The following is a 23,789-nucleotide window of genomic DNA, read 5'->3' on the forward strand; positions in this document are numbered from 1 at the left end:
GACACCCGCGACATGGCCCCTGGTCCGGGTGGACCGGGGGCCGCGTTGTGTGTGGGGGTGGGCGGGTGGTCGGGTCCCTTGGGGGGCTCGCTTCGGGGGTGGGTCGTGTGGTGTGTGGGTCCCCTCGGTGCTTGACCCGTCGTGGCCTGCAGGCCCTGCGGCAGGCCCACCCCGGAGGCTTCGGGGCTTCGCCCTGGCCTGCGGCCACTTCCGGCCCGGGCCTGCCTCCGGACCAGCCTGCCACGACGCCTCAAGCACCTCCCCCACACCACACGACCCACGGCACCACCAAGGAGCCGGCGACCGGGGCGGGTGGGCGCACTGCTCCGGGGCGTGAGGGTCCTTCCCGGACCCGTGTCGTCAGGGCGGGGACACCGGGAGGCCCGCGGCGCGCCAGGCCTGGAAGCCGCCGACCAGGTCGGTGGCGTGGGGGAGGCCGATGCGCTGCAGTTCGGCGGCCGCGAGGCTGGAGGCGTAGCCCTCGTTGCAGATCACGACCACCGTCAGGTCGTGGCCCGCGGCCTCGGGCAGCCGGTGGCTGCCGAGCGGGTCCAGCCGCCACTCGAGTTCGTTGCGCTCGACCACCAGCGCCCCGGGGATCAGCCCGTCGCGCTCGCGCAGGGCCTGGTAGCGGATGTCGACCAGCAGCGCGCCGGTGGCGGCGGCCGCCCGGGCCCCGTGCGGGTCCAGCCGGTCGAGGCCCGCGCGGACCCGGTCGAGGTACGCGTCGACGCCCGGCGGGCGGTCGCCGCTCACTGCCAGTCCGCCGGGCGCTCGACCTGCTCCAGCCGCAGCCGGGGCCCGCTCCGCGCGTAGCGGCGGATCAGCGGCAGGGGCGGGTAGTACGCGTGCACGGAGACGGCGTGCTCGGTGGTGGAGGCGTTGGACACCTCGTGCAGGTGGTCCCGGCCGAAGGCCCGGCCGCTGCCCTCGGGCAGCGAGCGGCTGCGGTCCACCCCATCGGCCAGCTCCAGGCTGGTCCACCCGCCGGAGGGCAGTCGGACGGACAGGGAGCGCTCGGTGAGCCGGCCGGCGGCGGTGGCGAAGGCCCCGCGGGACTCGGCGTGGTCGTGCCAGCCGGTGCCGGTGCCGGGCGGCCAGCCGATCAGCCAGGCCTCGCTGCCGCCGGGCCCGTCGAGGCGCACCCAGGTGCGGCCCTCGGGATCGAGGGGGAGCGTGGCGACCACCTCGGGGTCGGCGGCGGCGGTCAGCGCGAAGTCGAGGAGTTCGGCGGCCGTGGGGCCGGCGGGGATTCGGTGATCGGTTGCGGTTCGGGTGCCGGCGGGCGAGGGGGCGCCGGTGTAAGGCGTGCGGAGGGAGGGAGACATGACCGTCCTGGGGTTCGTTCGCGTACGGGCGCGCCGGTGCCGAGGGCGCGCGGGAGCGGGATCCGAATCAGCGGGACGGGCGACACACGCAGCCCGCGAAGCGCAGCAGGTCCATGTGGACCCGCCGCCACAGGCGGACGTGATCGGTGCCGGTCATGCCGTGAGTACAGCACGGCCGTGCGAAAGCGGTCAATCGGTTCGCGCCCGGACGAGCCGGACGTTCACGCAGCCGTCATGAACCGCCCGTCACGGTCCTCCGCGAACCGGCCCTCACTCCGCCGCGCCCGCCTCCGAGGCCACCGTGGCCCGGACTCCTTCGGGCGCGCCGCCGCGGACCGCGTCGGCGGCCTCGTACAGCTCGGCCGGCCGGACGCCGGCGAACGCGGCTGCCAGGTGGCCGTCCGGGCGCACCAGAAGGACCGTGTGCGCGGCGGCTCCCGGGTACGCGTCGGCCACCAGCAGCTCCGCGCGCGCCGGCAGAGCGCTCACGGCGGCCGCCAGCCGGGGCATCAGCCCGGCCTGCAGCCAGTGGCGGCGGTCCCACACCCCGGTGCCGGGGGCCACCAGCACCACCAGCAGGCGGCCCCCTCCCAGCCGGTCCCGCAGCGGCACGGTGGTGCCGTCCGGTGCGGTCACCGGTACGTCCGCGGCCAGTGCGCCCGGCTCGGTGGCGGTGGGCGACGCGCCCTCCGACGGGGCCGGGGCGAGGACGGAGCGGCCGTACGCGGGGGCCGCGCCCAGGGGACCGCGACCCAGGTGGGCGTCGGTCAGCAGGGCGGCGTGCGCCTTCCCCGATCCGGGTACGAGCACGCGCAGGCCGCCCGAGGAGCGCAGCGCCGGCATGGCCTGGTCGGCGGCGCGCAGCCGGGCCGCGACGTCGGTGCGGCGTTCGGCCTGGTAGCTGTCGAGCAGGGTGCGCGAGGCTCCCTGGTGCCAGGCCTGGGCGAGCTTCCAGGCCAGGTTCTCCGCGTCCCGCAGCCCCTCCTCGACGCCCTGTGTGCCCAGGGCGCCCAGCAGGTGCGCCGCGTCCCCGGCGAGGAAGGCCCGGTCCACGCGCCAGCGGCGGGCGAGGCGGTGGTGGAGGGTGTGCACGCCGGTGTCGATGAGCTCGTACGCCGGCGTGGACCCGCCGCACCACCGCGCGAGGGTGTCGCGTACGCGGGAGACCAGCACGTCCGGGGTGACCAGGTCGCCGCGCGGGGGCAGCAGCCAGTCCAGCCGCCAGACCCCGTCGGGCAGCGGGCGGGCGGTGACCTCCTCGGGCGGGTCGCGGTGCAGCAGCGCCTCGTCGGGCCAGGGGAGTTCGGTGCGCAGCGCGGCCACCGCGTACCGCTCCACGGCGGTGCGGCCGGGGAACCGGATGCCGAGGAGCTTGCGGACGGTGGAGCGGGCGCCGTCGCAGCCCACCAGGTAACTGCCGCGCCACCAGGTGGTCTCGGCGCCGCGGGTGTGGGCGGTCACGCCGTGGTCGTCCTGCTCCAGGGCGTCGAGCCGGCTCTCGGGGACCAGTCGGACGAGCGGGTGGGCGTGGGCCGCGTCGCGCAGGCCGCGGGCGAGGGCGTGCTGCGGGACGTGCAGCGGGGCCGGTCCGCCCTCGGCCCCGGCCGTCGTGGAGCCCCACGGGTCGAAGGGGATGCGCACCGGCTCCTGTCGGCGGCGCGCGGTGCGCCAGGCCGTCCAGCGGGAGCCCTCGTCGCGCAGGGTGGCGCAGCCGAGCCGGGCGGCCATCGCGGCGGTGTCGGCGTGCAGGACGACGGTCCGGGCCGGCCGCGACTCGTCCTTGCCGGGGCCGTCGTCGAGGACGACGCTGGGCACGCCCTGGCCGCCCAGGGCCAGGGCGAGGGCCAGCCCGACGGGCCCCGCGCCGACGACGATCACCGGGTCCATGATGCGGCCCCGATGGTCCGAAATGTGATCACAGAACGTATGCAACCCACTGCGCGTGCTTGCGTCAAGTGACCCCCGGATGCGGGACGCCGCACGGTGCGGCGGAGGAGGGGTTCCACCACACCGTGCGGCGCGTAGGGGGGTGCTGATCGGGCGTCAGGAAGAGGCTCCGTCAGACGCGGGTGCGGCTCAGGCCTTGTCCGCCGGGTTGGGGCCCGCCCCCAGGTCCTCGAGCTCCTCGGCGTGCACCACGGCGCCCGTGGTCCGCTTCGAGCGGCGCAGCCACTTCTCCAGCCAGGAGGCGAAGGAGGTGAGCAGGAAGTTCACCGCGATGTAGATGAGGGCGATGACGACCAGCGTCGCGATGGTGTTCGAGCCGTAGTTGGCCGACACCGTGCGGAACGCGGCCATGAGGTCCTCGACGCCCAGCAGGGCGCCGCCGAGCGCGGTGTCCTTGAGGATCACCACGAGCTGGCTGACCAGGGCCGGCAGCATGGCGGTGACGGCCTGCGGCAGCAGGACGTACGACATGATCTGGCCCTTGCGCATGCCCAGTGCCTTGGCCGCGTCGGTCTGCCCGTACGGCAGGGAGTGCACGCCGGCCCGCACGATCTCGGCGATGACCGAGGAGTTGTACAGCACGAGGCCGGTGACCACCGCGTACAGCGGCCGGATGTCGGAGTCGACGTCGGCGTACGACACGTACAGCTGGTTGGCGAACAGCATCAGCATCAGGACCGGGATGGCCCGGAAGAACTCGACCACGGCGCCGACCGGGACCCGCACCCAGGCGTGGTCGGACATCCGGCCGATGCCGAACAGGGCACCCAGCGGGAGCGCGATGACGATCGAGAGGGACGCCGCCTTGAGGGTCTCACCGAGGCCGGGCAGGAGGAACGTGGTCCAGACGTTGCTGTCCGTGACGAAAGGCGACCACTTGTCGGCGGCCAGCTGGCCCTTGTCGGCCATGATGGTCAAGGCCCAGGCCAGGGCGCCGCAGAAGACGACCGCGAAGCCGATCGTGTAGTAGACGTTGCGCCGCTTGGCCTTGGGGCCGGGGGTGTCGTACAGGACGGAGCTCATCGCTTCACCGCCATTCGCTTGGCCACCCAGCCCAGCAGCAGGCCGGTCGGCAGGGTGAGGACGATGAACCCGAAGGCGAACACCGCGAAGACGGCGAGGATCGCGTCGGACTCGTTCTCGAGCATGGTCTTCATCAGGGTCGCGGCCTCGGCCACGCCGATCGCGGACGCCACCGTGGTGTTCTTGGTGAGCGCGATCAGGACGTTGGCGAGCGGTGCGATGACGGCGCGGAACGCCTGCGGCAGCACCACCAGCCGGACGACCTGGGTGAAGCTCAGGCCCAGTGCGCGGGCGGCCTCGGCCTGGCCCGGCGGCACGGTGTTGATGCCGGAGCGCAGCGCCTCGCACACGAACGTGCCGGTGTACGCGATGAAGCCCAGGACCGCGAGGCGGAAGCCCTTCTGCTCGAAGGTGTCACCGCCGAGGGTGACGCCCAGCGTCGAGCCGAGGGCCAGCGAACAGCCCACGATGATCAGCGTCAGCGGGGTGTTGCGCACCAGGTTGACGTACGCGGTGCCGAAGGACCGCATCAGCGGGACGGGGCTGACCCGCATGGCGGCCAGCAGCGTGCCCCAGATCAGGGAGCCGGCAGTCGACCAGAGGGTGAGCTGCACGGTCACCCAGAAGGCGCCGAGCACGTTGTACTGCGGATTGTCTAGAAAATCGAACACGTCGTAGCCCTGCGCTCTCCCCAGGATGGCGGGTGGGGCGCGCCGCCGGTGACAGGCCGGCGGCGAGCCCCACCGCGTAACTCAGCTGCCCTCGGTGACCTGCGGGGCCGGCTCGTTCTTGTAGTTCGCGGGGCCGAAGTTGGCCTTCACGAACTTGTCCCAGGAGCCGTCCTTGACCATGTCCTGCAGCGCGGCGTTGATCTTGGTCTGGAGCTCCTTGTCGCCCTTCTTCAGACCGATGCCGTAGTGCTCGTCGCTCAGCTTCAGGCCGACCAGCTTGAACTTGCCCTTGAACTGCGGCTGGGCGGCGTAGCCGGCCAGGATCGAGTCGTCGGTGGTGAGGGCGTCGACGGACCCGTTCTCCAGGCTGGTGATGCACTCGGAGTAGCCGCCCAGCTGCTGGAGGTCGGCCTTCGGGGCCAGCTTCTCCTTGACGTTCTGCGCGGAGGTCGAGCCGGTGACCGAGCAGAGCTTCTTGTTGTTGAGGTCCTCGGCCTTCTTGATCGAGTTGTCGTCGGCGCGGACCAGCAGGTCCTGGTGGGCCAGGAGGTACGGGCCGGCGAAGTCAACCTTGGCCTTGCGCTTGTCGTTGATCGAGTAGCTCGCGACGATGAAGTTGACGTCGCCGTTCTGGATCATCGCCTCGCGCTGGGCGCTCGGCGCCTGCTTGAACTCGACCTCGTCGTAGCCGAGCTTCTTCGCGACGTAGTTGGCGACGTCCACGTCGAAGCCGGTGAACTTGCCGTCCGGGGTCTTCAGGCCGATGCCCGGCTGGTCGAACTTGATCCCGACGACGACCTTCTTGCCGTCGTCGCTGCCCTTGTCGCTGTCGCCGCCGCACGCGGTGGCGGTCAGGGCGAGGGCGACGACGGTCGCGGCGGCCGCGCCGGCCTTGAGAACCTTCATGGTGAACTTCCCTCGGATGAGACGTTGTTGGCGTTGCGCTTGCACGCTAACGGCTGAGCGCCTGACGCTCCCGCGGATCACCGCAGGACCGCCGCGTCGATGTCGGCGTTCGTGACGCGTCGCGGCGGCGGTGGTGGTGGTGGCGGGCGGGTCGCGTCAGTGGTGGAGGATCTTCGAAAGGAAGTCCTTGGCGCGGTCGCTGCGCGGGTTGCTGAAGAACTGGTCGGGCGTCGCCTCCTCGACGATCCGCCCGTCGGCCATGAAGACCACCCGGTTGGCCGCGGAGCGGGCGAAGCCCATCTCGTGCGTGACGACGACCATCGTCATGCCCTCCGTGGCGAGCTGCTGCATGACCTCCAGCACCTCGTTGATCATCTCCGGGTCGAGCGCGGACGTCGGCTCGTCGAACAGCATGACCTTGGGGTCCATGGCGAGCGCGCGGGCGATCGCCACGCGCTGCTGCTGACCGCCGGACAGCTGCGCCGGGTACTTGTCCGCCTGCGTCCCGACACCCACCCGGTCCAGCAGGGTGCGGGCCTTGCGCTCGGCCGTCGCCTTGTCCGTCTTGCGGACCTTGATCTGGCCGATCATCACGTTCTCGAGCACGGTCTTGTGCGCGAAGAGGTTGAACGACTGGAAGACCATGCCCACGTCGGAGCGCAGTCGGGCGAGCTCGCGGCCCTCCGACGGCAGCTCCTTCCCGTCGATCGTGATCTTCCCGGAGTCGATCGACTCCAGTCGGTTGATCGTCCGGCACAGCGTCGACTTGCCCGAACCGGACGGGCCGATCACGACCACGACCTCGCCCGCCGCGATGCTCAGGTCGATGTCCTGGAGCACGTGCAGCGCGCCGAAGTGCTTGTTGACGCCGCTCAGTACGACCAGGCCGTCCGCGGCGGCAGTCGCGTCCTCCGTGCCCTTGGTCACCGATACTCCGCTCATCGGGATCCTGCTCCGTCCTTCTCGGTTGCATGGACATTAATGAGCCGGTGAGCACAGCGTCATCACATCTGAGCGGAAATTGAGGATAACGATACGGCTTCACCCGGATACCCTCGGTGAGCTGTGCGGCGGCGTCCGTACCGGGTGCATAACGGAAGGCCCACCGGGCCCGGAGGCCCTTGACGTGGGGCGATCGATCGGCGTGGATGCTTGGTGGTCATGTGCGCGCCCCTGCCCATTTACTCGGGTACGCACACACGTCACCCGGGTAGGCACACACGGCGACGGTCGGAGCACCCGGCGACAGCGTGCGGCCCGACCACCGTGTGGGGCCGCGTCCGGTACGTTCCACGAGTTCAGTTCACGACCGACCACCGTGACGACCGTGCGGACTGACCGGCCGACCGACCGCCCGGCCGACCGACTGACCGAGGCCGGCCGACGTGCCGACCGAGAACGGGCCGACAGGCCGAGAGACGACACCGGATCCGGAAGGGGGACCCTTGAGACTGCTGCTCGTGGAGGACGACGACCACGTCGCCGCCGCCCTGTCCGCGATCCTGGCGCGCCACGGCTTCCAGGTGACCCACGCCCGCAACGGCGAGGAAGCCCTGCAGGCCCTGCTGCCCGCCGGGGCCGCGCCCTTCGGCGTGGTCCTGCTCGACCTCGGCCTGCCCGACCAGGACGGCTACGAGGTCTGCGGCAAGATCCGCAAGCGCACCGACGTACCCGTGATCATGGTGACCGCGCGCTCCGACGTGCGTTCCCGCATCCACGGCCTGAACCTCGGCGCCGACGACTACGTCGTCAAGCCCTACGACACCGGCGAGCTGCTGGCCCGCATCCACGCCGTCGCCCGGCGCCGCTCCGGCGCGCCCGCCGACGACACCACGGGCACCGGCACCCCCGGTGACGCCGACACCGTCCGCCTCGGGCCCGTCGCCGTCGAGTTGGCCACCCGCCGCGTCACCGTCGACGGTGCCGAGGTGCCGCTGACCCGCAAGGAGTTCGACCTGCTCGCGCTGCTCGCCCAGCGTCCCGGCGTCGTCTTCCGCCGCGAGCAGATCATCAGCGAGGTCTGGCGCACCAGCTGGGAGGGCACCGGCCGCACCCTCGAGGTGCACGTGGCCTCGCTGCGCTCCAAGCTGCGCATGCCCGCGCTGATCGAGACCGTCCGCGGAGTGGGCTACCGGCTGGTCGTCCCGCCCGCCGCCGCGTAGCCGGCCCGGTCCGTCCGTGCGTACCCGTCTCCTCCCCCTCCTCGTCGTCCTGATGGCGGGCATCCTGGTCGCCCTCGGGCTCCCGCTCGCCGTCAGCTTCGCGAACGCCGAGCAGCAACGGGTGGTCGTCGACCGCATCGACGACACCGTGCGCTTCGCCTCGCTCGCCCAGTTCGTCAGCGACGCCGCGGCCTCCGGCTCCGAGGGCGCCGACGAGCGCCGCGAGACGCTCCAGACCGAGCTCGCCCGCTACCACGAGCTCTACGGCATCCGGGTGGGCATCTTCCTGCGCGACGACAACGCGATGGCCCGCGCGCCCGGCTGGTGGAACCTCCCCGACACCGGTGAGGGCCGCCGCGCCTTCGAGGAGGCGCTGGCCGGCCGGCGCAGCCACGACCCGCCCCAGGTGTGGCCCTGGCAGCCCGACGGCCGGCTCGTCGTCGCCTCGCCCGTGGTCCTCGACGGCGACGTCGTCGCGGTCGTCGTCACCGATTCGCCCACCGGGGCGATGCGCGCCCGCATCCTGCGCGGCTGGCTCGTCATCGTGGGCGGGCTCGCCGCCGCCATGCTGGTCGCGTTCGGCGCCGCCCTGCGCCTGACCAGCTGGGTGCTGCGCCCCGTACGCATCCTCGACGCGGCCACCCACGACATCGCCACCGGCCGGATGAACTCGCGCGTCGCGGCCTCCGGCGGTCCTCCGGAGCTCAAGCGGCTGGCCCACTCGTTCAACGAGATGGCCGACCACGTCGAGGAGGTCCTCGAACAGCAGCGCGCCTTCGTGGCCGACGCCTCGCACCAGCTGCGCAACCCGCTCGCCGCGCTGCTGCTGCGCATCGAGCTGCTCGCCCTGGAACTGCCCGAGGGCAACGCCGAGATCGCCTCCGTACGGGCCGAGGGCAAGCGGCTCACCCAGGTGCTCGACGACCTGCTGAACCTCGCCCTGGCCGAGCACACCAGCGCCGAGCTGACCCTGGTCGACGTCGGCGCACTGGCGGCCGAACGGGTGGCCGCCTGGCGGCCGCTGGCCGAGGAGAAGGGCGTACGGCTGGACGAAGGCGGCCGGGCCGCCGTCACCGGCTGGGCCGACCCGATCGCCTTCTCCAGCGCGCTCGACGCCGTCATCGACAACGCGCTGAAGTTCACGCCCGAGGGGGAGCGGGTCACCGTGACCGCGGAGGCCCGCGACCGCTACGCCGCCGTGGTCGTCGCCGACCGCGGGCCCGGGCTCACGGAGGACGAGCTGACCCGCGTCGGCGACCGCTTCTGGCGCAGCGGACGGCACCAGAACATCAAGGGGTCGGGGCTGGGCCTCGCGATCTCCCGCTCGCTGCTCGCGGCCGGCGGGGGCTTCCTCGCGTACGAGAAGAACCCCCCGCACGGCCTGCGCGTCACCGTCGCCGTGCCGAGGACCGCCCCGGAGCGGTGAGGCGGCGGGCGCCGTCCGCGTGCCGGCGGAGCCGCATCACCAGGGGAAGGCCGCCCGGGCCGGCGCCGAGCACCGGTACAGCTCGTCGACCGCGCGCAGTTCGAGGCGGGCGGCCCGCTCGCCGGGGTGCCGCTCCAGCGCCGGTACGTAGAACGCCGCGCCGCAGGTGCCGCCCAGGAAGCACCGGTCGCCGTCCGGGAGCCGCCGGTACAGCTCGTAGTGGCGCACCGGGTAGGGGGAGGGGCGCCACGAGAGCCGGAGGGCGGCCGCGCCCGCTCCGCCCGCCCCCGCGTCCGGTCCCGCCGGGCCGCTCCCGGGCGGGTACGGGCCGTCCGCGCCCGCGTGGGAGCGCGCCGCGGCGTCCACCCTGAGGCCGGTCGGGGCCGCCGGCCGGGCGGCGTCCCCGCGGTCGCGCACCGCCAGCGCGCCCAGACGCCACCGGACGCTGGCGGTCGGGCCCGTTCCGGCCGCCGGAGCCGTCAGGCGGACGGCCACGCCGTACACGGTCCGCCCCGCGAGGGCGCCCAGCCGCACCGTGTCCGTGCGCCAGCCGGCACCGGTCCGCCCCGATCGGGTCGGGCTTCCGGCCGGGAGCCAGGTATAGGGGACCGGCGCGCCGGGCCCGGCGGGCTCGGACACGGCCACCCCGACCTCGACCCGGACGACGGCCGACGCCTTGTGCGTCAGGTCCAGGACCGTCCCGCGCCGCACGGGCAGCCGCACCGCGTGCAGCCCGACGGCCGTCGGCGCCGTCAGCTCGCCCTCGACCAGCAGACTGCTGCCGCCCCGCCAGGCGTCGTCGAAGTCCAGGGCCACGACGGGTCGGGCGCCCGTCGTGACCACGACCCAGCGGCGGCCGGGCAGCCGGTCCTGCAGGCCCAGGTGGTTCCAGGGCGCGGTGGAGCGCACCACGCCGTCCTCGTACCAGGCCAGCCCGTGCCCGGTGTTGAAGGACGTCGCGAACGGCACCTCGGCGACCGTGGAGCGGTCGGCCACCGCCGTGGCGGGCGCGCGCCACGGGTCCTCCGGGTCCGGGCGGGCGGGGTCGAGCGAACGCCCGGTCCAGAAGCGGTCGTCGGCCGCGTGGAAGGCGCGGGGCGAACGGTCGGTGAGGTGGTTCCTGGTCCACTCGGGACGATAGAGGCCGAGGGAGACGACGTGATCCCCCGTGCGGGGGAGGAGGGCGTCCCAGTCAGGCCGGGTATCCCAGCCGCGGGCTTCCACGTCCACCCCGGCCCACAGCTCGTACCGGCTGCGCCCCAGCCGGTCGGCCAGCGCCCCGGACGCCGCGAGCTTCTCGCGGGTCCAGCCGAAGTCGACGTACATCGTGTCGGACACGGGACCGCGGCGGTCCTCGAAGAACTCCTGGTTGCGGTCGTTGAGGGCGCCCTGCCAGGCCACCCGTCCGGTGGCGTCCATCGCGTCGTACCAGGTCACGCGTAGTCCCCGGGCCGCGCCGAGGGTGCGCAGCGCTCGCAGGAAGGCGCGCATGCGGGTGGCGAGCTCCACGTCGCCGCCGTCCGTCTCGGCGTTGACGAACCATCCGTCGAACCCGTGTGCCTCGGCCACGCGCGCGAGTTGCGCGGCGGCCGGGAAGCCGCCGTCCGCGTCCGTGCGGACCAGGTCCCGGGTCCAGCGGAGGTCGCCGCCGTACGCCACCGGGGGGAGGAAGACGGTCCCGAGGACGGGGACGCCGTTGCGGTGCGCCGCGTCCGTCACCGGCGCGTTGGGCGCCAGGACGAGGCCCTCGCCCGCCGAGCCGCCCCAGAAGACCAGCTCGTCGAGGTACGCCCAGTGCGTGGGGGCGTAGTGGTCCGCGGTGGGCGAGCCCTGGGAGGGGTTGCCCGCGGTGCCGGCGAACGAGACCAGCGCGCTGACGCGGGCCCGGCCGGCGCGGGCCCACGGGTGTGCGGGGACCGGGGTGAAGCGGTCGGCGAGGGGGACGGTCGACGCGTTGTACGGGAGGTCCGGATCGGTCTCGGGGGACCAGGAACTGAGGGAGCGCCAGACCACGCCGGGAGCCGGGTCGCCCGGGGGGAGGGAGTGGGGGAACCAGTACGAGGCGTACGGCTGGAGCGCGGCCGGGGCGGCGCTCGGACCGGGGGGAGCCGTGGGTGCGGGTGCGGGTGCGGGTGCGGGTGCGGGTGTGGCGGGTGGCCGGGGGCCGGGAGCCAGGGCGGCGGTGGCGACCGCGAGGACGCGCCGACGGGTCGGGTGCGTGGCGGGGGTCGGCGCGGGGGAGCGGCCGGGCGTGGGAGTGTCCATGCGGAAGCTCCTTCGGGGCGACGCCGTTGCGGGGCGCCAGTTCAGCGCGCCTCGGCGACCGTGACCACCTCGCGGATGCCGCGCGTGGCCAGATGCGTACGGTCCGCCGCCCGCTCGGCCCGGACCACCGCGGGCCGCACCCCGCGCCCGGCCAACGCCGCCCAGGCCTCGAAGAACGCGCCGCCCGGCGCGCACGCCGACCGCGACGGCGCGCGGGCCGCGTCGTCCGCGTCCAGCACCAGGGCGGTGGTGCGGGGGGCCGGCCGGCCCGGCCGCTGCCGGGCGATGCGGGCGAGCGCCCGGCCCGCGGGCTTGACCCGGCGGTCGTTGGTCAGCAGGCCGAGCGAGTACTCCAGTTCGGGGAAGTCAGCCAGGTCGCGCGAGACGTCGTGCGAACACCACCAGGTGACGCCCCACAGGTCCTCGCAGTCGAGGGCGGCCGTGAGCGTCGCCTCCGTGAACGCGGCCGCGTGCTCCGGCGGGACCAACGGGGCCGGCGCACCCACCTCCTGGAGCCACACGGGCCGGTGCGGATCGTCCGCCCAGGCCTTGGACAGCTCGACGAGGTACGCCGCGTGGTGCCGGGTGGCGGTCCCGGACCGGCCGTGGCGCTGCGCGGTGCCGTTGAAGACCCACGAGTGCACCGCGGTCGCGGCCCCGAGCCGGGCCGCGTGCGCGGGGGTGAAGGGGTGCCCGTCCCGGTACCACGCGGCGTCGTACTCCGCGTGCACGTGGAACCGCCCCGGCGCGCCCGCCTCGCAGGCCGCCAGCATCCGCTCCAGCCAGGCCCCGGCCTCGGCGGGGGTGATGCGGTCGGGGTCGGGGTGGGGGTCGTCCGAGAACTGGTCGATCTCGTTGCCGACCGTCATGCCGAGGAAGTTCGGCCGGTCCGCCAGGGCCGCGGCGAGCGTGCGCAGGTACTCCTCCTGGCCCGAGAGGACCTCGGGGTGCGTGAAGAGGTTGCGGCGGTGCCAGGTCCGGGTCCAGGAGGGCAGGAAGTCGAAGCTGGAGAGGTGCCCCTGCAGGCCGTCGACGCTGACGTCGAGGCCGCGTGCGGCGGCCGCGTCGGCGAGTCGGACGAGGTCGTCCACGGCCCGTCGGCGGATGAGGGCGCGGTTCGGCTGGAAGACGGGCCACAGCGGGAACACGCGGACGTGGTCGAGGCCGAGCGCGGCGACGGAGTCGAGGTCGGCCGCCACCTCGTCCGGATCGAAGTCGAGCCAGTGGTGGAACCAGCCGCGGGAGGGCGTGTAGTTGACGCCGAACCGCGGGGTGCGGGGTACGGGGGCTGTGGGTGCGGTGGACATCCTTCTCCCGGGCGCGAAGTGACGGGGTGGTGGCTTGGGGGTGGGCAGGGGGCGGCGGGTGCCGTCGGCCGCCGGTGCGGGCCGGGCGACCACGTTCGCGGTCCTCCTGGCGGACGGTCAACAGGGCCCCGTACGACCGGCGGACGGGCTCCGGGCGCCGCGGGTCGCATCCGGGGGTGTGACGGGGGCGATCGGTGGGGAGGGCGTACCGCGCATACTGGGAGCCGCCCGTCCTCCAGGAGACCACCGTGACCAGCCCCGCCCCTGCCGTTCCGCCGTCCCGCAGCGTCGGCGGGGACGCCGGTGTCACCGCCGCCATCGACATCGGCGGGACCAAGATCGCCGGGGGGCTGGTGCGCTCCGACGGGAGCCTGGCGGCCGCCGCCCGGCGGGCCACGCCGCGCGGAGTCGACGGTGACGGGGTCATGGCGGCCGTCGAGGAGGTCGTGGCCGAGCTCGCCCGGGACGAGGCCTGGGCCCGGGTGCGGCGCTGCGGGATCGGGAGCGCGGGGCCGGTGGACGCCTCGCGGGGCACCGTCAGTCCGGTCAACATCGGGGCCTGGCGCGACTACCCCGTGCTCGCCCGCACCGGCGCGGCACTGGCCGCCCACGGAGCGCGGGTGCCCACCGTCCTGGTGGGCGACGGGCCCGCGATGACGGCGGCCGAGCACTGGCTGGGCGCGGCCCGCGGGCACGACAACGCGCTGTGCATGGTCGTGTCCACCGGCGTCGGCGGCGGGCTGGTGCTCAACGGCCGGCTGCACCCGGGGCCGACCGGCAACGCCGGACACATCGGGCACATCTCCGTCGCCTTCGACGGGGAGCCCTGCGTGTGCGGGGCGCGCGGCTGCGTCGAGGCGATCGCCTCCGGCACGTCGATCGCCCGGTGGGCGCTGGAGCAGGGCTGGCGGCCGGACGCGGGCGCGGCCGCCGGGGCCGACCGCAGCGCGGCCGGGGTCGCGGTGGCCGCCCGGGGCGGGGACCCGGTCGCCCTCGCGGCCTTCGACCGGGCCGGTCGCGCGCTCGCGGCGGCCATCGCCGCCACCGCGACGCTGGTCGAGGTGGACGTCGCCGTCATCGGGGGCGGGGTCGCGGCGGCGGGCGAGACGCTGTTCGGGCCGCTGCGGGCGCACCTGTCCTCGTACGCCACGCTGTCGTTCGTCCGGGGACTGGAGGTCGTACCGGCGGCCCTGGGGACCGACGCCGGGGTCATCGGTGCGGCCGCCGCGGCCCTGGAGCTGCTGTAGCGCTGCGGCGGGCGCGTCTCGCGGCGCTGCGGGGGACCGTGGGACGCCGGGCGGGGCCGGACCCGCAGGACTCCACGGTCAGGAGTTCGCGGTCAGGGCTTCGCGGTCAGGACTCGGCGGTCAGGACTTCGCGGGTCGGGACGCCGCCGGCGCTCCGCGGTCAGGGCTTCACCGACCGGTAGTAGCGGGCCGCGCCGTCATGCAGCTGCAGCGGGTCCGTGAAGATCGCCGTGCGCAGGTCGACCAGCTGCGCGGCGTGGACCTGGCCGCCGATCCGGTCGCGGTTGTCGATCACCGTGCGGGTCACGCCCTCGGTCAGCGCCGCGTCGGTGCCGTCGGTCGTGACCAGCAGGTTCGGGACCGCCAGGGTGGCGACCGCCGAGGTGTTCCGGGCCAGCCGGTACGCGTCCTGCTGGATCACCGCCGCCCGGTAGTAGCCGGCCGTCGGGCCGGTGCGCTGGAGCTCCTGGACGAGGTCCCCCAGCGGCACCAGCCGGATCTGGTAGCGCTCCGACAGCTCCTTGACCGCCATGGTGGGCAGGCCGCCCGACCAGAAGAACGCGTCGATGCGGTGCGCCTCCAGCTCGGTCGGCATGCGGTCGATGCCTATCGAGACCGGGGTGATGTCCTTCACCGGGTCCAGGCGCGCGGCCGAGAGCAGCCGCTCGGAGAGCAGGCGCACGCCCGAGCCCGGCTGCCCGATCGCCACGCGCTTGCCGCGCAGGTCGGCCGCCGACTGCACCGGGGAGTCCGCGGGCACGACCAGCTGCACGTAGTCGTCGTAGAGGCGGGCGCAGCCGCGCAGGTGGTCCGACCCGGGCTTGCGGTCCATCTCGTACTTGGCCACCGCGTCGGCCGTCGCGATGGTGAAATCCGCCTCACCCGAGGCGACGCGCGCCAGGTTCTGCTGCGACCCCTCGCTGTTGACCAGCGTCACGTCCACCTTCGGCAGGTCCCGCGCCATGGCCTGCCGCAGCAGCTCGCCGTAGCGCTGGTAGACGCCCGTGCGCACGCCCGTACTGAAGGTCAGCCGACCCGACGGCTCCTGCGCCCCCAGCGGCAGCAGCCACCACAGCAGCAGGCCGAGCGCGGCCAGGGCGGCCGTGCCGGCCACGAGGACGCGCCGGCTGGGGCGGGGGAGTACGGGGGGCATGGGCGCGATCCTGCCAGCCGCCGCGGCACATGTCACGGCCGGGCCCCTTTACCCTGGACAGGTGACGAAGACGTACGAGGTGCGCACCTACGGGTGCCAGATGAATGTGCACGACTCCGAGCGGCTCTCCGGCCTGCTGGAGGACGCCGGCTACGTCCGCGCGCCCGAGGGCACCGCGGAGGGCGACGCCGACGTCGTCGTCTTCAACACGTGCGCGGTCCGCGAGAACGCCGACAACAAGCTGTACGGCAACCTCGGCCGGCTCGCGCCCATGAAGGCCAAGCGCCCCGGCATGCAGATCGCCGTCGGCGGCTGCCTGGCCCAGAAGGACCGCGAGACCATCGTCACGCGCGCGCCTTGGGTCGACGTCGTGTTCGGCACCCACAACATCGGCAAGCTGCCGGTGCTGCTGGAGCGGGCCCGCATCCAGGAGGAGGCGCAGGTCGAGATCGCGGAGTCGCTGGAGGCCTTCCCCTCGACGCTGCCGACCCGCCGCGAGTCCGCGTACGCCGCCTGGGTGTCGATCTCCGTCGGCTGCAACAACACGTGCACCTTCTGCATCGTGCCCGCGCTGCGCGGCAAGGAGGAGGACCGCCGCCCCGGCGACATCCTCGCCGAGATCGAGGCGCTGGTCGCCGAGGGCGTCTCCGAGATCACCCTGCTCGGCCAGAACGTCAACGCCTACGGCTCCGACCTGGGCGACCGCGAGGCGTTCAGCAAGCTGCTGCGCGCCTGCGGCGAGATCGAGGGGCTGGAGCGCGTGCGCTTCACCTCCCCGCACCCGCGCGACTTCACCGACGACGTGATCGCGGCCATGGCCGAGACCCCGAACGTGATGCCGCAGCTGCACATGCCCCTGCAGTCCGGCTCGGACCCGATCCTGAAGGCGATGCGCCGCTCGTACCGGCAGGAGCGCTTCCTCGGGATCATCGAGAAGGTGCGCGCCGCGATCCCGCACGCCGCCATCTCCACCGACATCATCGTGGGCTTCCCCGGCGAGACCGAGGAGGATTTCGAGCAGACCATGCACGTGGTGCGCGAGGCCCGCTTCGCGAGCGCGTTCACCTTCCAGTACTCCAAGCGGCCGGGCACCCCGGCCGCCGACATGGAGGGCCAGATCCCCAAGGAGGTCGTCCAGGAGCGCTACATGCGCCTGGTCGCCCTCCAGGAGGAGATCTCCTGGGAGGAGAACAAGAAGCAGGTCGGCCGCACCCTGGAGGTCATGGTCGCCGAGGGCGAGGGCCGCAAGGACGGCGAGACCCACCGGCTCTCCGGCCGCGCCGCCGACAACCGCCTCGTGCACTTCACGAAGCCGGAGCAGGAGGTGCGTCCGGGCGACCTGGTGACCGTCGAGATCACCTACGCCGCCCCGCACCACCTGCTCGCCGAGGGCCCGACCACGCAGGTGCGGCGCACCCGCTCCGGCGACGCCTGGGCCAAGCGGCAGGCCGCGGCCGCGGACGCCAAGCCCGCCGGCGTGATGCTCGGGCTGCCGGCGATCGGCATCCCGGCGCCGCTGCCGGCCGCCACCTCCGGGTGCGGCTCGTCCTCCTGCTGACGGCACGTGGGTGACGGCGGTGGCGGGGTGGGGGCCGCCGACCTGCTGACGGCACATGCATGACGTGATGCCGGGTGGGCCCGCTTCGCGGTGGGTCACGTGGTGTGTGGGGGAGGTGCTTGAGGCGCTGTGGCAGGCTGGTCCGGAGGCAGGCCCGGGCCTGGGGTGGCCGAAGGCCAGGGGCGGAGCCCCCTTGCCCCAGGGGTGGGCCTGCCGCAGGGCCTGCAGGCCACAGCGGGTCAAGCATCGAGGGGACCCACACACCACGTGACCCACCCACCCCGTCCCCGAACCCAGGGGCGGGGTCGCCGCACGCATGCGGGCCCGCCCGTCGCGGTGGCAGCGATAGGCTGCCGATCATGCTGGTAGCCGCCGCCGTATGCCCCTGTCCGCCGCTGCTCGTGCCGCAGGTCGCGGCCGGGGCCGCCGCCGAACTCGCCGATGCCCGCACCGCGTGTTCCGACGCGCTCGCGGTGCTCGCCGCCGCTCGCCCCGACCGGCTGGTCGTGGTCGGTCCGGCCGGTCCCGAGGGGGGCGGCCGTCATGCCCAGGGGGTCCGCGGGTCCTTCCGGGGGGTCGGCGTCGACCTCGACGTACGCCTCGGCCCCGGGCCGGAGGCGGCGGGCGAGCTGCCCGCCTCGCTCGCCGTGGCCGCGTGGCTGCTGGAACACACCGACTGGTCCGGCGCGCCCGTGGAAGGACTCGCGGTCGCCTCGGGGCTCGGCCCGCAGGAGTGCCTGGCCGCGGGCCGCGAGCTGGCCGGCAGCGCCGGGCGCGTCGCGCTGCTCGTGATGGGCGACGGCAGCGCCTGCCGCACCCTGAAGGCCCCCGGTTACCTCGACGAGCGCGCCGCCGACTTCGACGCCGCCGCCGGGCGCGCACTGGGCGCGGCCGACACCGCGGCCCTGGCCGCGCTCGACCCGGGCCTCGCGCACGAGCTCCTGGTGGCCGGCCGGGCGCCCTGGCAGGTGCTCGCGGGGGCCGCCGAGGGCGCGGGCCTGGAGGGGCGCCTGCTGTACGAGGACGCGCCGTACGGGGTCGGGTACTTCGTGGCCGCCTGGTCCTGACCCGCACCGGCCCGGCCCCGGGCACCGGAACGGGGCACGAGCACGGGGGCGCGGAGCCTCCGCGCCCCCGTGCTCGAGAACCGCTCAGGTGGCCGCGGGCGGGGTGCCGGGCGGGCCGGCGGTCGGGCCGGCAGCCGGGCTGCCGGGCGGGGTGGACGGGCCGCCGTCGTCCTTGTGGGCGACCTTGCCCACGGCGCCCTTGGCCTTGTCCGTGCCGGTCGCGATCCGGTCGTGGTACTTGCCCTTGGTCTTGGAGTCGACGGCCCTGGCCATCTTGTCCAGGCCGTCACCGATCTTGCCCTCGTGCTTCTGCGCGAGGCCGACCGCCTTCTCCTTGTTCCTGTGGGCGAGGTCGGCGGCCTTGTCCTTGTTCTTGTGCGCGAGGTCGACGGCCTTGTCCTTGGCAGGCCCGAGCTTGGCCTTGAGATTGTCCATCAGGCCCATGGGTCACCTTCTCTTGGCGGGGATCACGTACGGGCGCCCTCGCCGGTCCCGCCGTCCGCCGCCGCGCCGGCCGACTGCTGCCGCGGGATGTCGGTGCGACCGGGGCTCTCGCCGCCGGTCGCACCGGACACCTCCGCGGCCGCTCCGTCCTCGGCCGTCGCCTCCGTCGTCCCGGCTCCGGCCCGCTCGGCTTCCGCCCCGGCCGGCGCCTCCGAGGCCGCCTCGACGGCCCCCGCCCCGCTCTCCGGGACGGGGGCCGAGGGCTTCCGGCGAAACCAGCTGAAAACGCCCATGTCTACTCCAATAAACGTTACTCGTGGGGACGGGGTTCCGCCGCGTCGCAAGCGGCCGAACGGGCGGACTCGCGGGCCCGGAACCCCGCCAGGGCAACGACCCCCCACCCGGCCCGTCACGTAACCCGTTCGGGGAGCACTCCCGGTGTTTGCGAAACTGGTGCGGTGAGAAGCGCAGCTCCCGCACCGCGGGTCATCGCCGTCGTCGGCCCCACCGCGGCCGGTAAGTCCGATCTGGGCGTCCACCTCGCCCGGCAGTTCGGCGGCGAGGTCGTCAACGCCGACTCCATGCAGCTCTACCGCGGGATGGACATCGGCACCGCGAAGCTGACCCTCGAGGAGCGCGGCGGCGTCCCGCACCACCTCCTCGACATCTGGGACGTCACCGAGACCGCCAGCGTCGCCGAGTACCAGCGGCTCGCCCGCGCCGAGATCGACCGGCTGCTCGCCGAGGGCCGCACCCCCGTCCTGGTCGGCGGCTCGGGACTCTACGTGCGCGGGGCCGTCGACTCCCTCGAGTTCCCCGGCACCGACCCCGAGGTCCGGGCCCGCCTGGAGCAGGAGCTCACGCTGCGCGGCCCCGGCGCCCTGCACGCCCGCCTCGCCCAGTCCGACCCGGCGGCCGCCCGGGCCATCCTGCCCAGCAACGGCCGCCGGATCGTCCGCGCCCTGGAGGTCATCGAGATCACCGGGCGTCCCTTCACCGCCAACCTCCCCGGGCCCGACTCCGTCTACGACACCGTGCAGATCGGTGTCGACGTCGCCCGCCCCGAGCTCGACGAACGGATCGCCCGCCGCGTCGACGTCATGTGGGAGGCCGGACTCGTCGACGAGGTCCGGGCCCTGGAGGCCCGGGGACTGCGCGAGGGCGTCACCGCCTCCCGCGCGCTCGGCTACCAGCAGGTGCTCGCCGCCCTCTCGGGCGAGTGCACCGAGGACGAGGCCCGTGCCGAGACCGTCCGGGCCACCAAGCGATTCGCCCGCCGGCAGGACTCCTGGTTCCGCCGGGACCCCCGTGTCCACTGGCTCAGCGGGGCCTCGGCGGACCGTGCGGAACTCCCCGGACTCGCGCAGTCGTTGGTCGAACGAGCGATTACAGCCTGATCACGTGATGGCATCGGGACGCCCCGCGCGCGCATCGCGGGCTCCGGGCCGTGCCATCATCAAATTCCGCAGGTTGTGTAGACCGGCGGGTGACGTCAAGCGAGCGAAGTCCAGTGGGGAGGGCGCGTGGCGATGGAGGCCGGCCCTCGTGACACCGGGCGGGACGGTACCGGGACCGATCCGGAGGCGGCGGTGCTGCCCGACGGCCTGGGCCTGCCGGCGGACCCCGACCGGCTGAGCCCGGACGGCCCCGACCAGGACACCCCCGTGCCCGAGGTCGAGGTCGAGCTGCGCCCGCAGCGCAAGCTGCGCATCTGGCAGCTCGCGCCGATCGTGATGCTGGCCGCCGCCGGCTCCCTGATGTTCGCCTTCCCGCTCGCCTTCGAGTTCGGCGACGGCGGCGCGGTCGTCGCCATGCTCGGCCTGCTCATCAGCTGCTGCGCCGGCGGCTGGGGGATGATGGCCGCCCGCCGCGTGGGCTACACCTGGCCCGGGCTGCCCGCCCGCGGCTCCGGCGAGCGCCCGGACTGGCGGATCGTGGGCCTGTACGCCGTCGTGGTCGTCACCCTCGCCTTCCTCGCCGTCTGGCGCGTGGCCCGACTGCGCTAGCGCGTGACCGGCCCGGCCGGCACCGGCCCGGCCGGGTCGGCCCCCCGTCCCACTCCCTGAGCTGCCGGTACCCCCGTCACCGGTGCTTTGTACGATGGCCCGGTGACCATCGCGCAGCTCAGCTTCCTCAAGGGCCACGGGACCGAGAACGACTTCGTGATCATCCCGGACCCGGACAACGCCGTCGACCTGCCCCCGGCCGCCGTCGCCGCCCTGTGTGACCGCCGCGCCGGCATCGGCGCCGACGGAGTGCTGCACGTGGTCCGCTCGGCCGAGCACCCCGAGTCCCGCGCGATGGCCGACGTCGCCGAGTGGTTCATGGACTACCGCAACGCCGACGGCTCGATCGCCGAGATGTGCGGCAACGGCGTCCGGGTCTTCGCCCGCTACCTGCAGCACGCCGGCCTCGCCGGCGCCGGCGACCTGGCGGTCGCCACCCGGGGCGGCGTCAAGCGGGTCCGCCTCGCCGAGAACGGCGACGTCACCGTCTCCATGGGCCGTGCCGTGCTCCCCGAGGGGGAGGTCACCGTCTCCGTCGGCGACCGCAGCTGGCCCGCCCGCAACGTGAACATGGGCAACCCGCACGCCGTCGCCTTCGTCGACGACCTCGCCGACGCGGGGAACCTGTACGGCCCGCCGCCGTTCAGCCCCGCCGCCGCCTACCCGGACGGGGTCAACGTCGAGTTCGTCGTCGACCGCGGCCCCCGCCACGTGGCCATGCGCGTCCACGAGCGCGGCTCGGGCGAGACCCGCTCCTGCGGCACCGGCGCCTGCGCCGTGGCCGTCGCCACCGCCCGCCGCGACGGCGCCGACCCGGCCGTCACCGGCCAGGAGGCCACGTACACCGTCGACCTGCCGGGCGGCACGCTCGTCATCACCGAGCACCCCGACGGCCTCGTCGAGATGACCGGACCCGCCGTCATCGTCGCCGAAGGCGAGCTCGATCCGGCCTGGCTGAGCGAAACGGCTTTCGGGTAGGGCTTCCCTCGAATGGGTGATCCGTTTCACGCTGAGCGAGAGGCGGACTGCGCCACGTGGTGGGGTCGGTAGCATCAGACACCGGCCCTTCGGGCTCACACCATGCCCGCCCCGCCGGTCGATGCCGCCGGAGGTGCCCATGAGTGCAGAGGCCACGAACCCCGACGCCGGCGCGGAGTTCCGCTCCGGCGCAGCTCAAAGCCGCCGCCGCGGCCGCACCCGGCTCGATCTGCGCCGGCTCGGACGGGCCGCGCTGCTCGGCACCGCCCCCCGCGACCGGCTGCCCGACGCCATCGGCCACGTGGCGGAGGCGCACCGGGCCCACCACCCCGACGCCGATCTCGCCGTACTGCGGCGGGCGTACGTCCTTGCCGAATCGTCCCACCGCGGGCAGATGCGCAAGAGCGGCGAGCCGTACATCACCCATCCGCTCGCCGTCACGCTCATCCTCGCCGAACTCGGCGCCGAGACCACGACCCTGACGGCCTCACTGCTCCACGACACCGTCGAGGACACCGACGTGACGCTCGACCAGGTGCGCGAAGAGTTCGGCGACGAGGTCCGCTTCATCGTCGACGGCGTCACCAAACTCGAGAAGGTCGACTACGGCGCCGCCGCCGAGCCCGAGACCTTCCGCAAGATGCTCGTCGCCACCGGCAACGACGTCCGCGTGATGTCCATCAAGCTCGCCGACCGGCTGCACAACATGCGGACCCTCGGCGTGATGCGCCCCGAGAAGCAGGCCCGCATCGCCAAGGTCACCCGCGACGTACTGATCCCGCTCGCCGAACGGCTCGGCGTCCAGGCCATCAAGACCGAGCTGGAGGACCTCGTCTTCGCGATCCTCCACCCCGAGGAGTACGAGCGCACCCGCGCCCTCATCGCCGCCCACGCCGCCGAGCACGACCCGCTGCCCGGCATCGCCGAGGCCTTCCGCGCCGTCCTGCGCGAGGCCGGCATCCCCGCCGAAGTCCACATCAGACCCCGGCACTTCGTCTCCGTCCACCGCATCACCCTCAAACGCGGGGAGCTGCGCGGCTCCGACTTCGGCCGACTGCTCGTCCTGGTGGGCGAGGACGCCGACTGCTACGGCGTGCTGGGCGAACTGCACACCTGCTTCACGCCGGTGGTCTCGGAGTTCAAGGACTTCGTCGCCGCCCCCAAGTTCAACCTCTACCAGTCCCTGCACACGGCCGTCGCCACCCCCGACGGGCACGTCGCCGAAGTCCTCATCCGCACCCGCCAGATGCACAGCGTCGCCGAGGCCGGCGTCATCGCCCTCGGCAACCCCTACGCTCCCGCCGAGGCCGGCGAGGAGCGCACCGACCGCGTCGAGGAGCGCATCGACCCCACCCGGCCCGGCTGGCTCTCGCGGCTGCTGGACTGGCAGCAGGCCGCGCCCGACCCGGACACCTTCTGGAGCTCCCTGCGCGAGGAACTCGCCCAGGACCGCGAGATCACCGTCTTCACCGCCGACGGCGGCCGGCTCGGCCTGCCCGCCGGCGCCAGCTGCGTCGACGCCGCCTACGCCCTGCACGGCACGTCCGCCCACGGCTGCATCGGCGCCCGGGTCAACGGACGCCTCGCGGCGCTGGGGACGCGGCTCGTCGACGGCGACACCGTCCAGCCGCTGCTCGGCGGGGACAGCGCCGCCGAGCCCGCCGCGAACTGGCTGGAGCACGCCCGTACCCCGGCGGCCCGCATCGCCATCAGGGAGTGGCTGAACGCCCACCCCGACCACGCCCGGCAGCAGACCGTCGTCCCCCGCGCTCCGGGCCCCATGATCGGCGCCCGGGCCGACGGCGGGAACGCGGTGGCCGACCTCCCCGACGCCACCGTGCGGCTGGCCGGCTGCTGCACCCCCGTGCCGCCCGACACGGTCGCCGGGTTCGTCGTGCGCGGCGGGGCCGTGACCGTCCACCGGGTGCAGTGTCCGGCCGTGGACCGGATGCGGTCGCTGGGCCGCACCCCGGTCGCCGTGCACTGGCGGGCCACCGCCGACTGCCGCGTGACCCTGGTAGCCGAATCGTTCGGCCGCCCGCACCTGCTGGCCGATCTCACCGAGGCGATCTCCCGCGAGGGCGCCGACATCGTCTCCGCCACCGTCGAACCGCCCACCGAGCAGCGCGTCCGGCACACCTACACCGTCCAGCTGCCCGACGCCGCGGTGCTGCCCCGGCTCATGCGCGCGATGCGGGACGTCCCGGGCGTCTACGACGTCGGCCGCGTCTGAACCGCCGCCCGCGTCCGACTCGCCGGCCCACCGGGCGGGAAGCCCGCCGCACTCGACGCTCGCAGACG

22 protein-coding genes are annotated in these 23,789 nt (G+C 74.2%); 9 read left to right on the top strand and 13 right to left on the bottom strand.

The annotated features are described in order from the left end of the window. Window positions 1-360: 360 nt before the first annotated feature. The 8 genes from ACIQCH_RS05935 to ACIQCH_RS05970 all read right to left on the bottom strand — a co-directional run bounded on the left by ACIQCH_RS05935 (window position 361) and on the right by ACIQCH_RS05970 (window position 6,817). Complete coding sequence (locus ACIQCH_RS05935) at window positions 361-756, bottom strand: rhodanese-like domain-containing protein (RefSeq protein ID WP_402578360.1); 396 nt, start codon at window positions 754-756, stop codon at window positions 361-363. Then, entirely contained in the window at window positions 753-1,328 is a 576-nt protein-coding gene (locus ACIQCH_RS05940) for a cysteine dioxygenase (RefSeq protein WP_402578362.1), read from the bottom strand. Before ACIQCH_RS05940 ends, ACIQCH_RS05935 begins: the two co-directional genes overlap by 4 nt. Window positions 1,329-1,395: 67 nt before the next feature. Next, window positions 1,396-1,485, bottom strand: coding sequence for a putative leader peptide (locus ACIQCH_RS05945; RefSeq protein ID WP_402578364.1), 90 nt, complete (start codon window positions 1,483-1,485; stop codon window positions 1,396-1,398). A gap of 113 nt (window positions 1,486-1,598) precedes the next feature. After that, the gene (locus tag ACIQCH_RS05950; RefSeq protein ID WP_402578366.1) at window positions 1,599-3,215 is read right to left on the bottom strand and encodes an FAD-dependent monooxygenase; all 1,617 of its coding nucleotides are present in this window, start codon (window positions 3,213-3,215) and stop codon (window positions 1,599-1,601) included. A gap of 189 nt (window positions 3,216-3,404) precedes the next feature. After that, a complete protein-coding gene (locus tag ACIQCH_RS05955) occupies window positions 3,405-4,298 on the bottom strand; it encodes an amino acid ABC transporter permease (RefSeq protein WP_402578368.1) in 894 nt (297 codons plus the stop codon). Further along, window positions 4,295-4,969: an amino acid ABC transporter permease gene (locus tag ACIQCH_RS05960; protein WP_402578370.1), complete on the bottom strand. Its 675-nt coding sequence runs from the start codon at window positions 4,967-4,969 to the stop codon at window positions 4,295-4,297. Before ACIQCH_RS05960 ends, ACIQCH_RS05955 begins: the two co-directional genes overlap by 4 nt. Before the next feature lie 81 nt (window positions 4,970-5,050). Continuing rightward, the gene (locus ACIQCH_RS05965; RefSeq protein WP_402578372.1) at window positions 5,051-5,875 is read right to left on the bottom strand and encodes a glutamate ABC transporter substrate-binding protein; all 825 of its coding nucleotides are present in this window, start codon (window positions 5,873-5,875) and stop codon (window positions 5,051-5,053) included. Between the two features lie 156 nt (window positions 5,876-6,031). Further along, on the bottom strand, window positions 6,032-6,817 hold the full coding sequence (locus tag ACIQCH_RS05970) for an amino acid ABC transporter ATP-binding protein (protein WP_402578374.1): 786 nt from the start codon (window positions 6,815-6,817) through the stop codon (window positions 6,032-6,034). A 503-nt stretch (window positions 6,818-7,320) separates the two neighbouring features. Between ACIQCH_RS05970 and ACIQCH_RS05975 the strand changes: the two genes are divergently transcribed. Together ACIQCH_RS05975 and ACIQCH_RS05980 are read left to right on the top strand one after the other, a co-directional pair. After that, window positions 7,321-8,037 carry a response regulator transcription factor gene (locus tag ACIQCH_RS05975; RefSeq protein WP_402578376.1) on the top strand — a complete coding sequence of 239 codons (717 nt, stop codon included), beginning with the start codon at window positions 7,321-7,323 and terminating at the stop codon, window positions 8,035-8,037. 16 nt (window positions 8,038-8,053) lie between these two features. After that, complete coding sequence (locus ACIQCH_RS05980) at window positions 8,054-9,463, top strand: ATP-binding protein (RefSeq protein ID WP_402578378.1); 1,410 nt, start codon at window positions 8,054-8,056, stop codon at window positions 9,461-9,463. A 36-nt stretch (window positions 9,464-9,499) separates the two neighbouring features. Here ACIQCH_RS05980 and ACIQCH_RS05985 read toward each other — a convergent pair whose 3' ends face one another. Both ACIQCH_RS05985 and ACIQCH_RS05990 read right to left on the bottom strand, forming a co-directional pair. Then, complete coding sequence (locus tag ACIQCH_RS05985; RefSeq protein ID WP_402578380.1) at window positions 9,500-11,728, bottom strand: endo-beta-N-acetylglucosaminidase; 2,229 nt, start codon at window positions 11,726-11,728, stop codon at window positions 9,500-9,502. Between the two features lie 41 nt (window positions 11,729-11,769). Beyond that, a complete protein-coding gene (locus ACIQCH_RS05990) occupies window positions 11,770-13,035 on the bottom strand; it encodes a glycosyl hydrolase (protein ID WP_402578382.1) in 1,266 nt (421 codons plus the stop codon). Window positions 13,036-13,283: 248 nt separating this feature from the next. On the opposite strand from ACIQCH_RS05990, the gene ACIQCH_RS05995 reads away from it, so the two are divergent. Then, the gene (locus tag ACIQCH_RS05995) at window positions 13,284-14,282 is read left to right on the top strand and encodes an ROK family protein (RefSeq protein WP_402578384.1); all 999 of its coding nucleotides are present in this window, start codon (window positions 13,284-13,286) and stop codon (window positions 14,280-14,282) included. 160 nt (window positions 14,283-14,442) lie between these two features. On the opposite strand, the gene ACIQCH_RS06000 is transcribed toward ACIQCH_RS05995, so the two are convergent. After that, entirely contained in the window at window positions 14,443-15,435 is a 993-nt protein-coding gene (locus tag ACIQCH_RS06000) for a TAXI family TRAP transporter solute-binding subunit (protein WP_402578386.1), read from the bottom strand. A gap of 61 nt (window positions 15,436-15,496) precedes the next feature. Here ACIQCH_RS06000 and miaB point away from each other — a divergent pair, with 61 nt between their 5' ends. Beyond that, window positions 15,497-16,993, top strand: a complete 1,497-nt coding sequence (gene miaB, locus ACIQCH_RS06005) for a tRNA (N6-isopentenyl adenosine(37)-C2)-methylthiotransferase MiaB (protein WP_402578388.1) — start codon at window positions 15,497-15,499, stop codon at window positions 16,991-16,993. A 359-nt stretch (window positions 16,994-17,352) separates the two neighbouring features. Next, entirely contained in the window at window positions 17,353-18,060 is a 708-nt protein-coding gene (locus ACIQCH_RS06010) for a class III extradiol dioxygenase subunit B-like domain-containing protein (RefSeq protein ID WP_402578390.1), read from the top strand. Between the two features lie 84 nt (window positions 18,061-18,144). On the opposite strand, the gene ACIQCH_RS06015 is transcribed toward ACIQCH_RS06010, so the two are convergent. Next, on the bottom strand, window positions 18,145-18,495 hold the full coding sequence (locus ACIQCH_RS06015) for an antitoxin (RefSeq protein WP_402578392.1): 351 nt from the start codon (window positions 18,493-18,495) through the stop codon (window positions 18,145-18,147). Between the two features lie 32 nt (window positions 18,496-18,527). Beyond that, window positions 18,528-18,797: a hypothetical protein gene (locus ACIQCH_RS06020; RefSeq protein WP_402578394.1), complete on the bottom strand. Its 270-nt coding sequence runs from the start codon at window positions 18,795-18,797 to the stop codon at window positions 18,528-18,530. A gap of 165 nt (window positions 18,798-18,962) precedes the next feature. On the opposite strand from ACIQCH_RS06020, the gene miaA reads away from it, so the two are divergent. From miaA to ACIQCH_RS06040, 4 genes are all read left to right on the top strand, one after another. Next, window positions 18,963-19,901: a tRNA (adenosine(37)-N6)-dimethylallyltransferase MiaA gene (gene miaA, locus ACIQCH_RS06025; protein ID WP_402578396.1), complete on the top strand. Its 939-nt coding sequence runs from the start codon at window positions 18,963-18,965 to the stop codon at window positions 19,899-19,901. Between the two features lie 132 nt (window positions 19,902-20,033). Beyond that, window positions 20,034-20,510 (top strand): hypothetical protein, encoded by a 477-nt coding sequence (locus ACIQCH_RS06030; RefSeq protein ID WP_402578682.1) that lies wholly within the window; start codon window positions 20,034-20,036, stop codon window positions 20,508-20,510. Window positions 20,511-20,612: 102 nt separating this feature from the next. After that, complete coding sequence (gene dapF, locus ACIQCH_RS06035) at window positions 20,613-21,488, top strand: diaminopimelate epimerase (protein WP_402578398.1); 876 nt, start codon at window positions 20,613-20,615, stop codon at window positions 21,486-21,488. 139 nt (window positions 21,489-21,627) lie between these two features. After that, entirely contained in the window at window positions 21,628-23,721 is a 2,094-nt protein-coding gene (locus ACIQCH_RS06040) for a RelA/SpoT family protein (protein WP_402578400.1), read from the top strand. Window positions 23,722-23,789 lie beyond the last annotated feature (68 nt).

Origin of the sequence: Streptomyces sp. NPDC093225 (assembly GCF_044753805.1) — a bacterium.
Taxonomy (GTDB): Bacteria; Actinomycetota; Actinomycetes; order Streptomycetales; family Streptomycetaceae; genus Streptomyces.

Excerpts from the sequence above, each read along its gene's own strand:
- ACIQCH_RS05940 (WP_402578362.1), bottom strand. The coding sequence starts at position 1,328 with ATGTCTCCCTCCCTCCGCACGCCTTACACCGGCGCCCCCTCGCCCGCC.
- ACIQCH_RS05945 (WP_402578364.1), bottom strand. The coding sequence starts at position 1,485 with ATGACCGGCACCGATCACGTCCGCCTGTGGCGGCGGGTCCACATGGAC.
- ACIQCH_RS05950 (WP_402578366.1), bottom strand. The coding sequence starts at position 3,215 with ATGGACCCGGTGATCGTCGTCGGCGCGGGGCCCGTCGGGCTGGCCCTC.
- ACIQCH_RS05955 (WP_402578368.1), bottom strand. The coding sequence starts at position 4,298 with ATGAGCTCCGTCCTGTACGACACCCCCGGCCCCAAGGCCAAGCGGCGC.
- ACIQCH_RS05965 (WP_402578372.1), bottom strand. The coding sequence starts at position 5,875 with ATGAAGGTTCTCAAGGCCGGCGCGGCCGCCGCGACCGTCGTCGCCCTC.
- ACIQCH_RS05970 (WP_402578374.1), bottom strand. The coding sequence starts at position 6,817 with ATGAGCGGAGTATCGGTGACCAAGGGCACGGAGGACGCGACTGCCGCC.
- ACIQCH_RS05985 (WP_402578380.1), bottom strand. The coding sequence starts at position 11,728 with ATGGACACTCCCACGCCCGGCCGCTCCCCCGCGCCGACCCCCGCCACG.
- ACIQCH_RS05990 (WP_402578382.1), bottom strand. The coding sequence starts at position 13,035 with ATGTCCACCGCACCCACAGCCCCCGTACCCCGCACCCCGCGGTTCGGC.
- ACIQCH_RS06000 (WP_402578386.1), bottom strand. The coding sequence starts at position 15,435 with ATGCCCCCCGTACTCCCCCGCCCCAGCCGGCGCGTCCTCGTGGCCGGC.
- ACIQCH_RS06010 (WP_402578390.1), top strand. The coding sequence starts at position 17,353 with ATGCTGGTAGCCGCCGCCGTATGCCCCTGTCCGCCGCTGCTCGTGCCG.
- ACIQCH_RS06015 (WP_402578392.1), bottom strand. The coding sequence starts at position 18,495 with ATGGACAATCTCAAGGCCAAGCTCGGGCCTGCCAAGGACAAGGCCGTC.
- ACIQCH_RS06020 (WP_402578394.1), bottom strand. The coding sequence starts at position 18,797 with ATGGGCGTTTTCAGCTGGTTTCGCCGGAAGCCCTCGGCCCCCGTCCCG.
- ACIQCH_RS06030 (WP_402578682.1), top strand. The coding sequence starts at position 20,034 with ATGGAGGCCGGCCCTCGTGACACCGGGCGGGACGGTACCGGGACCGAT.
- ACIQCH_RS06040 (WP_402578400.1), top strand. The coding sequence starts at position 21,628 with ATGAGTGCAGAGGCCACGAACCCCGACGCCGGCGCGGAGTTCCGCTCC.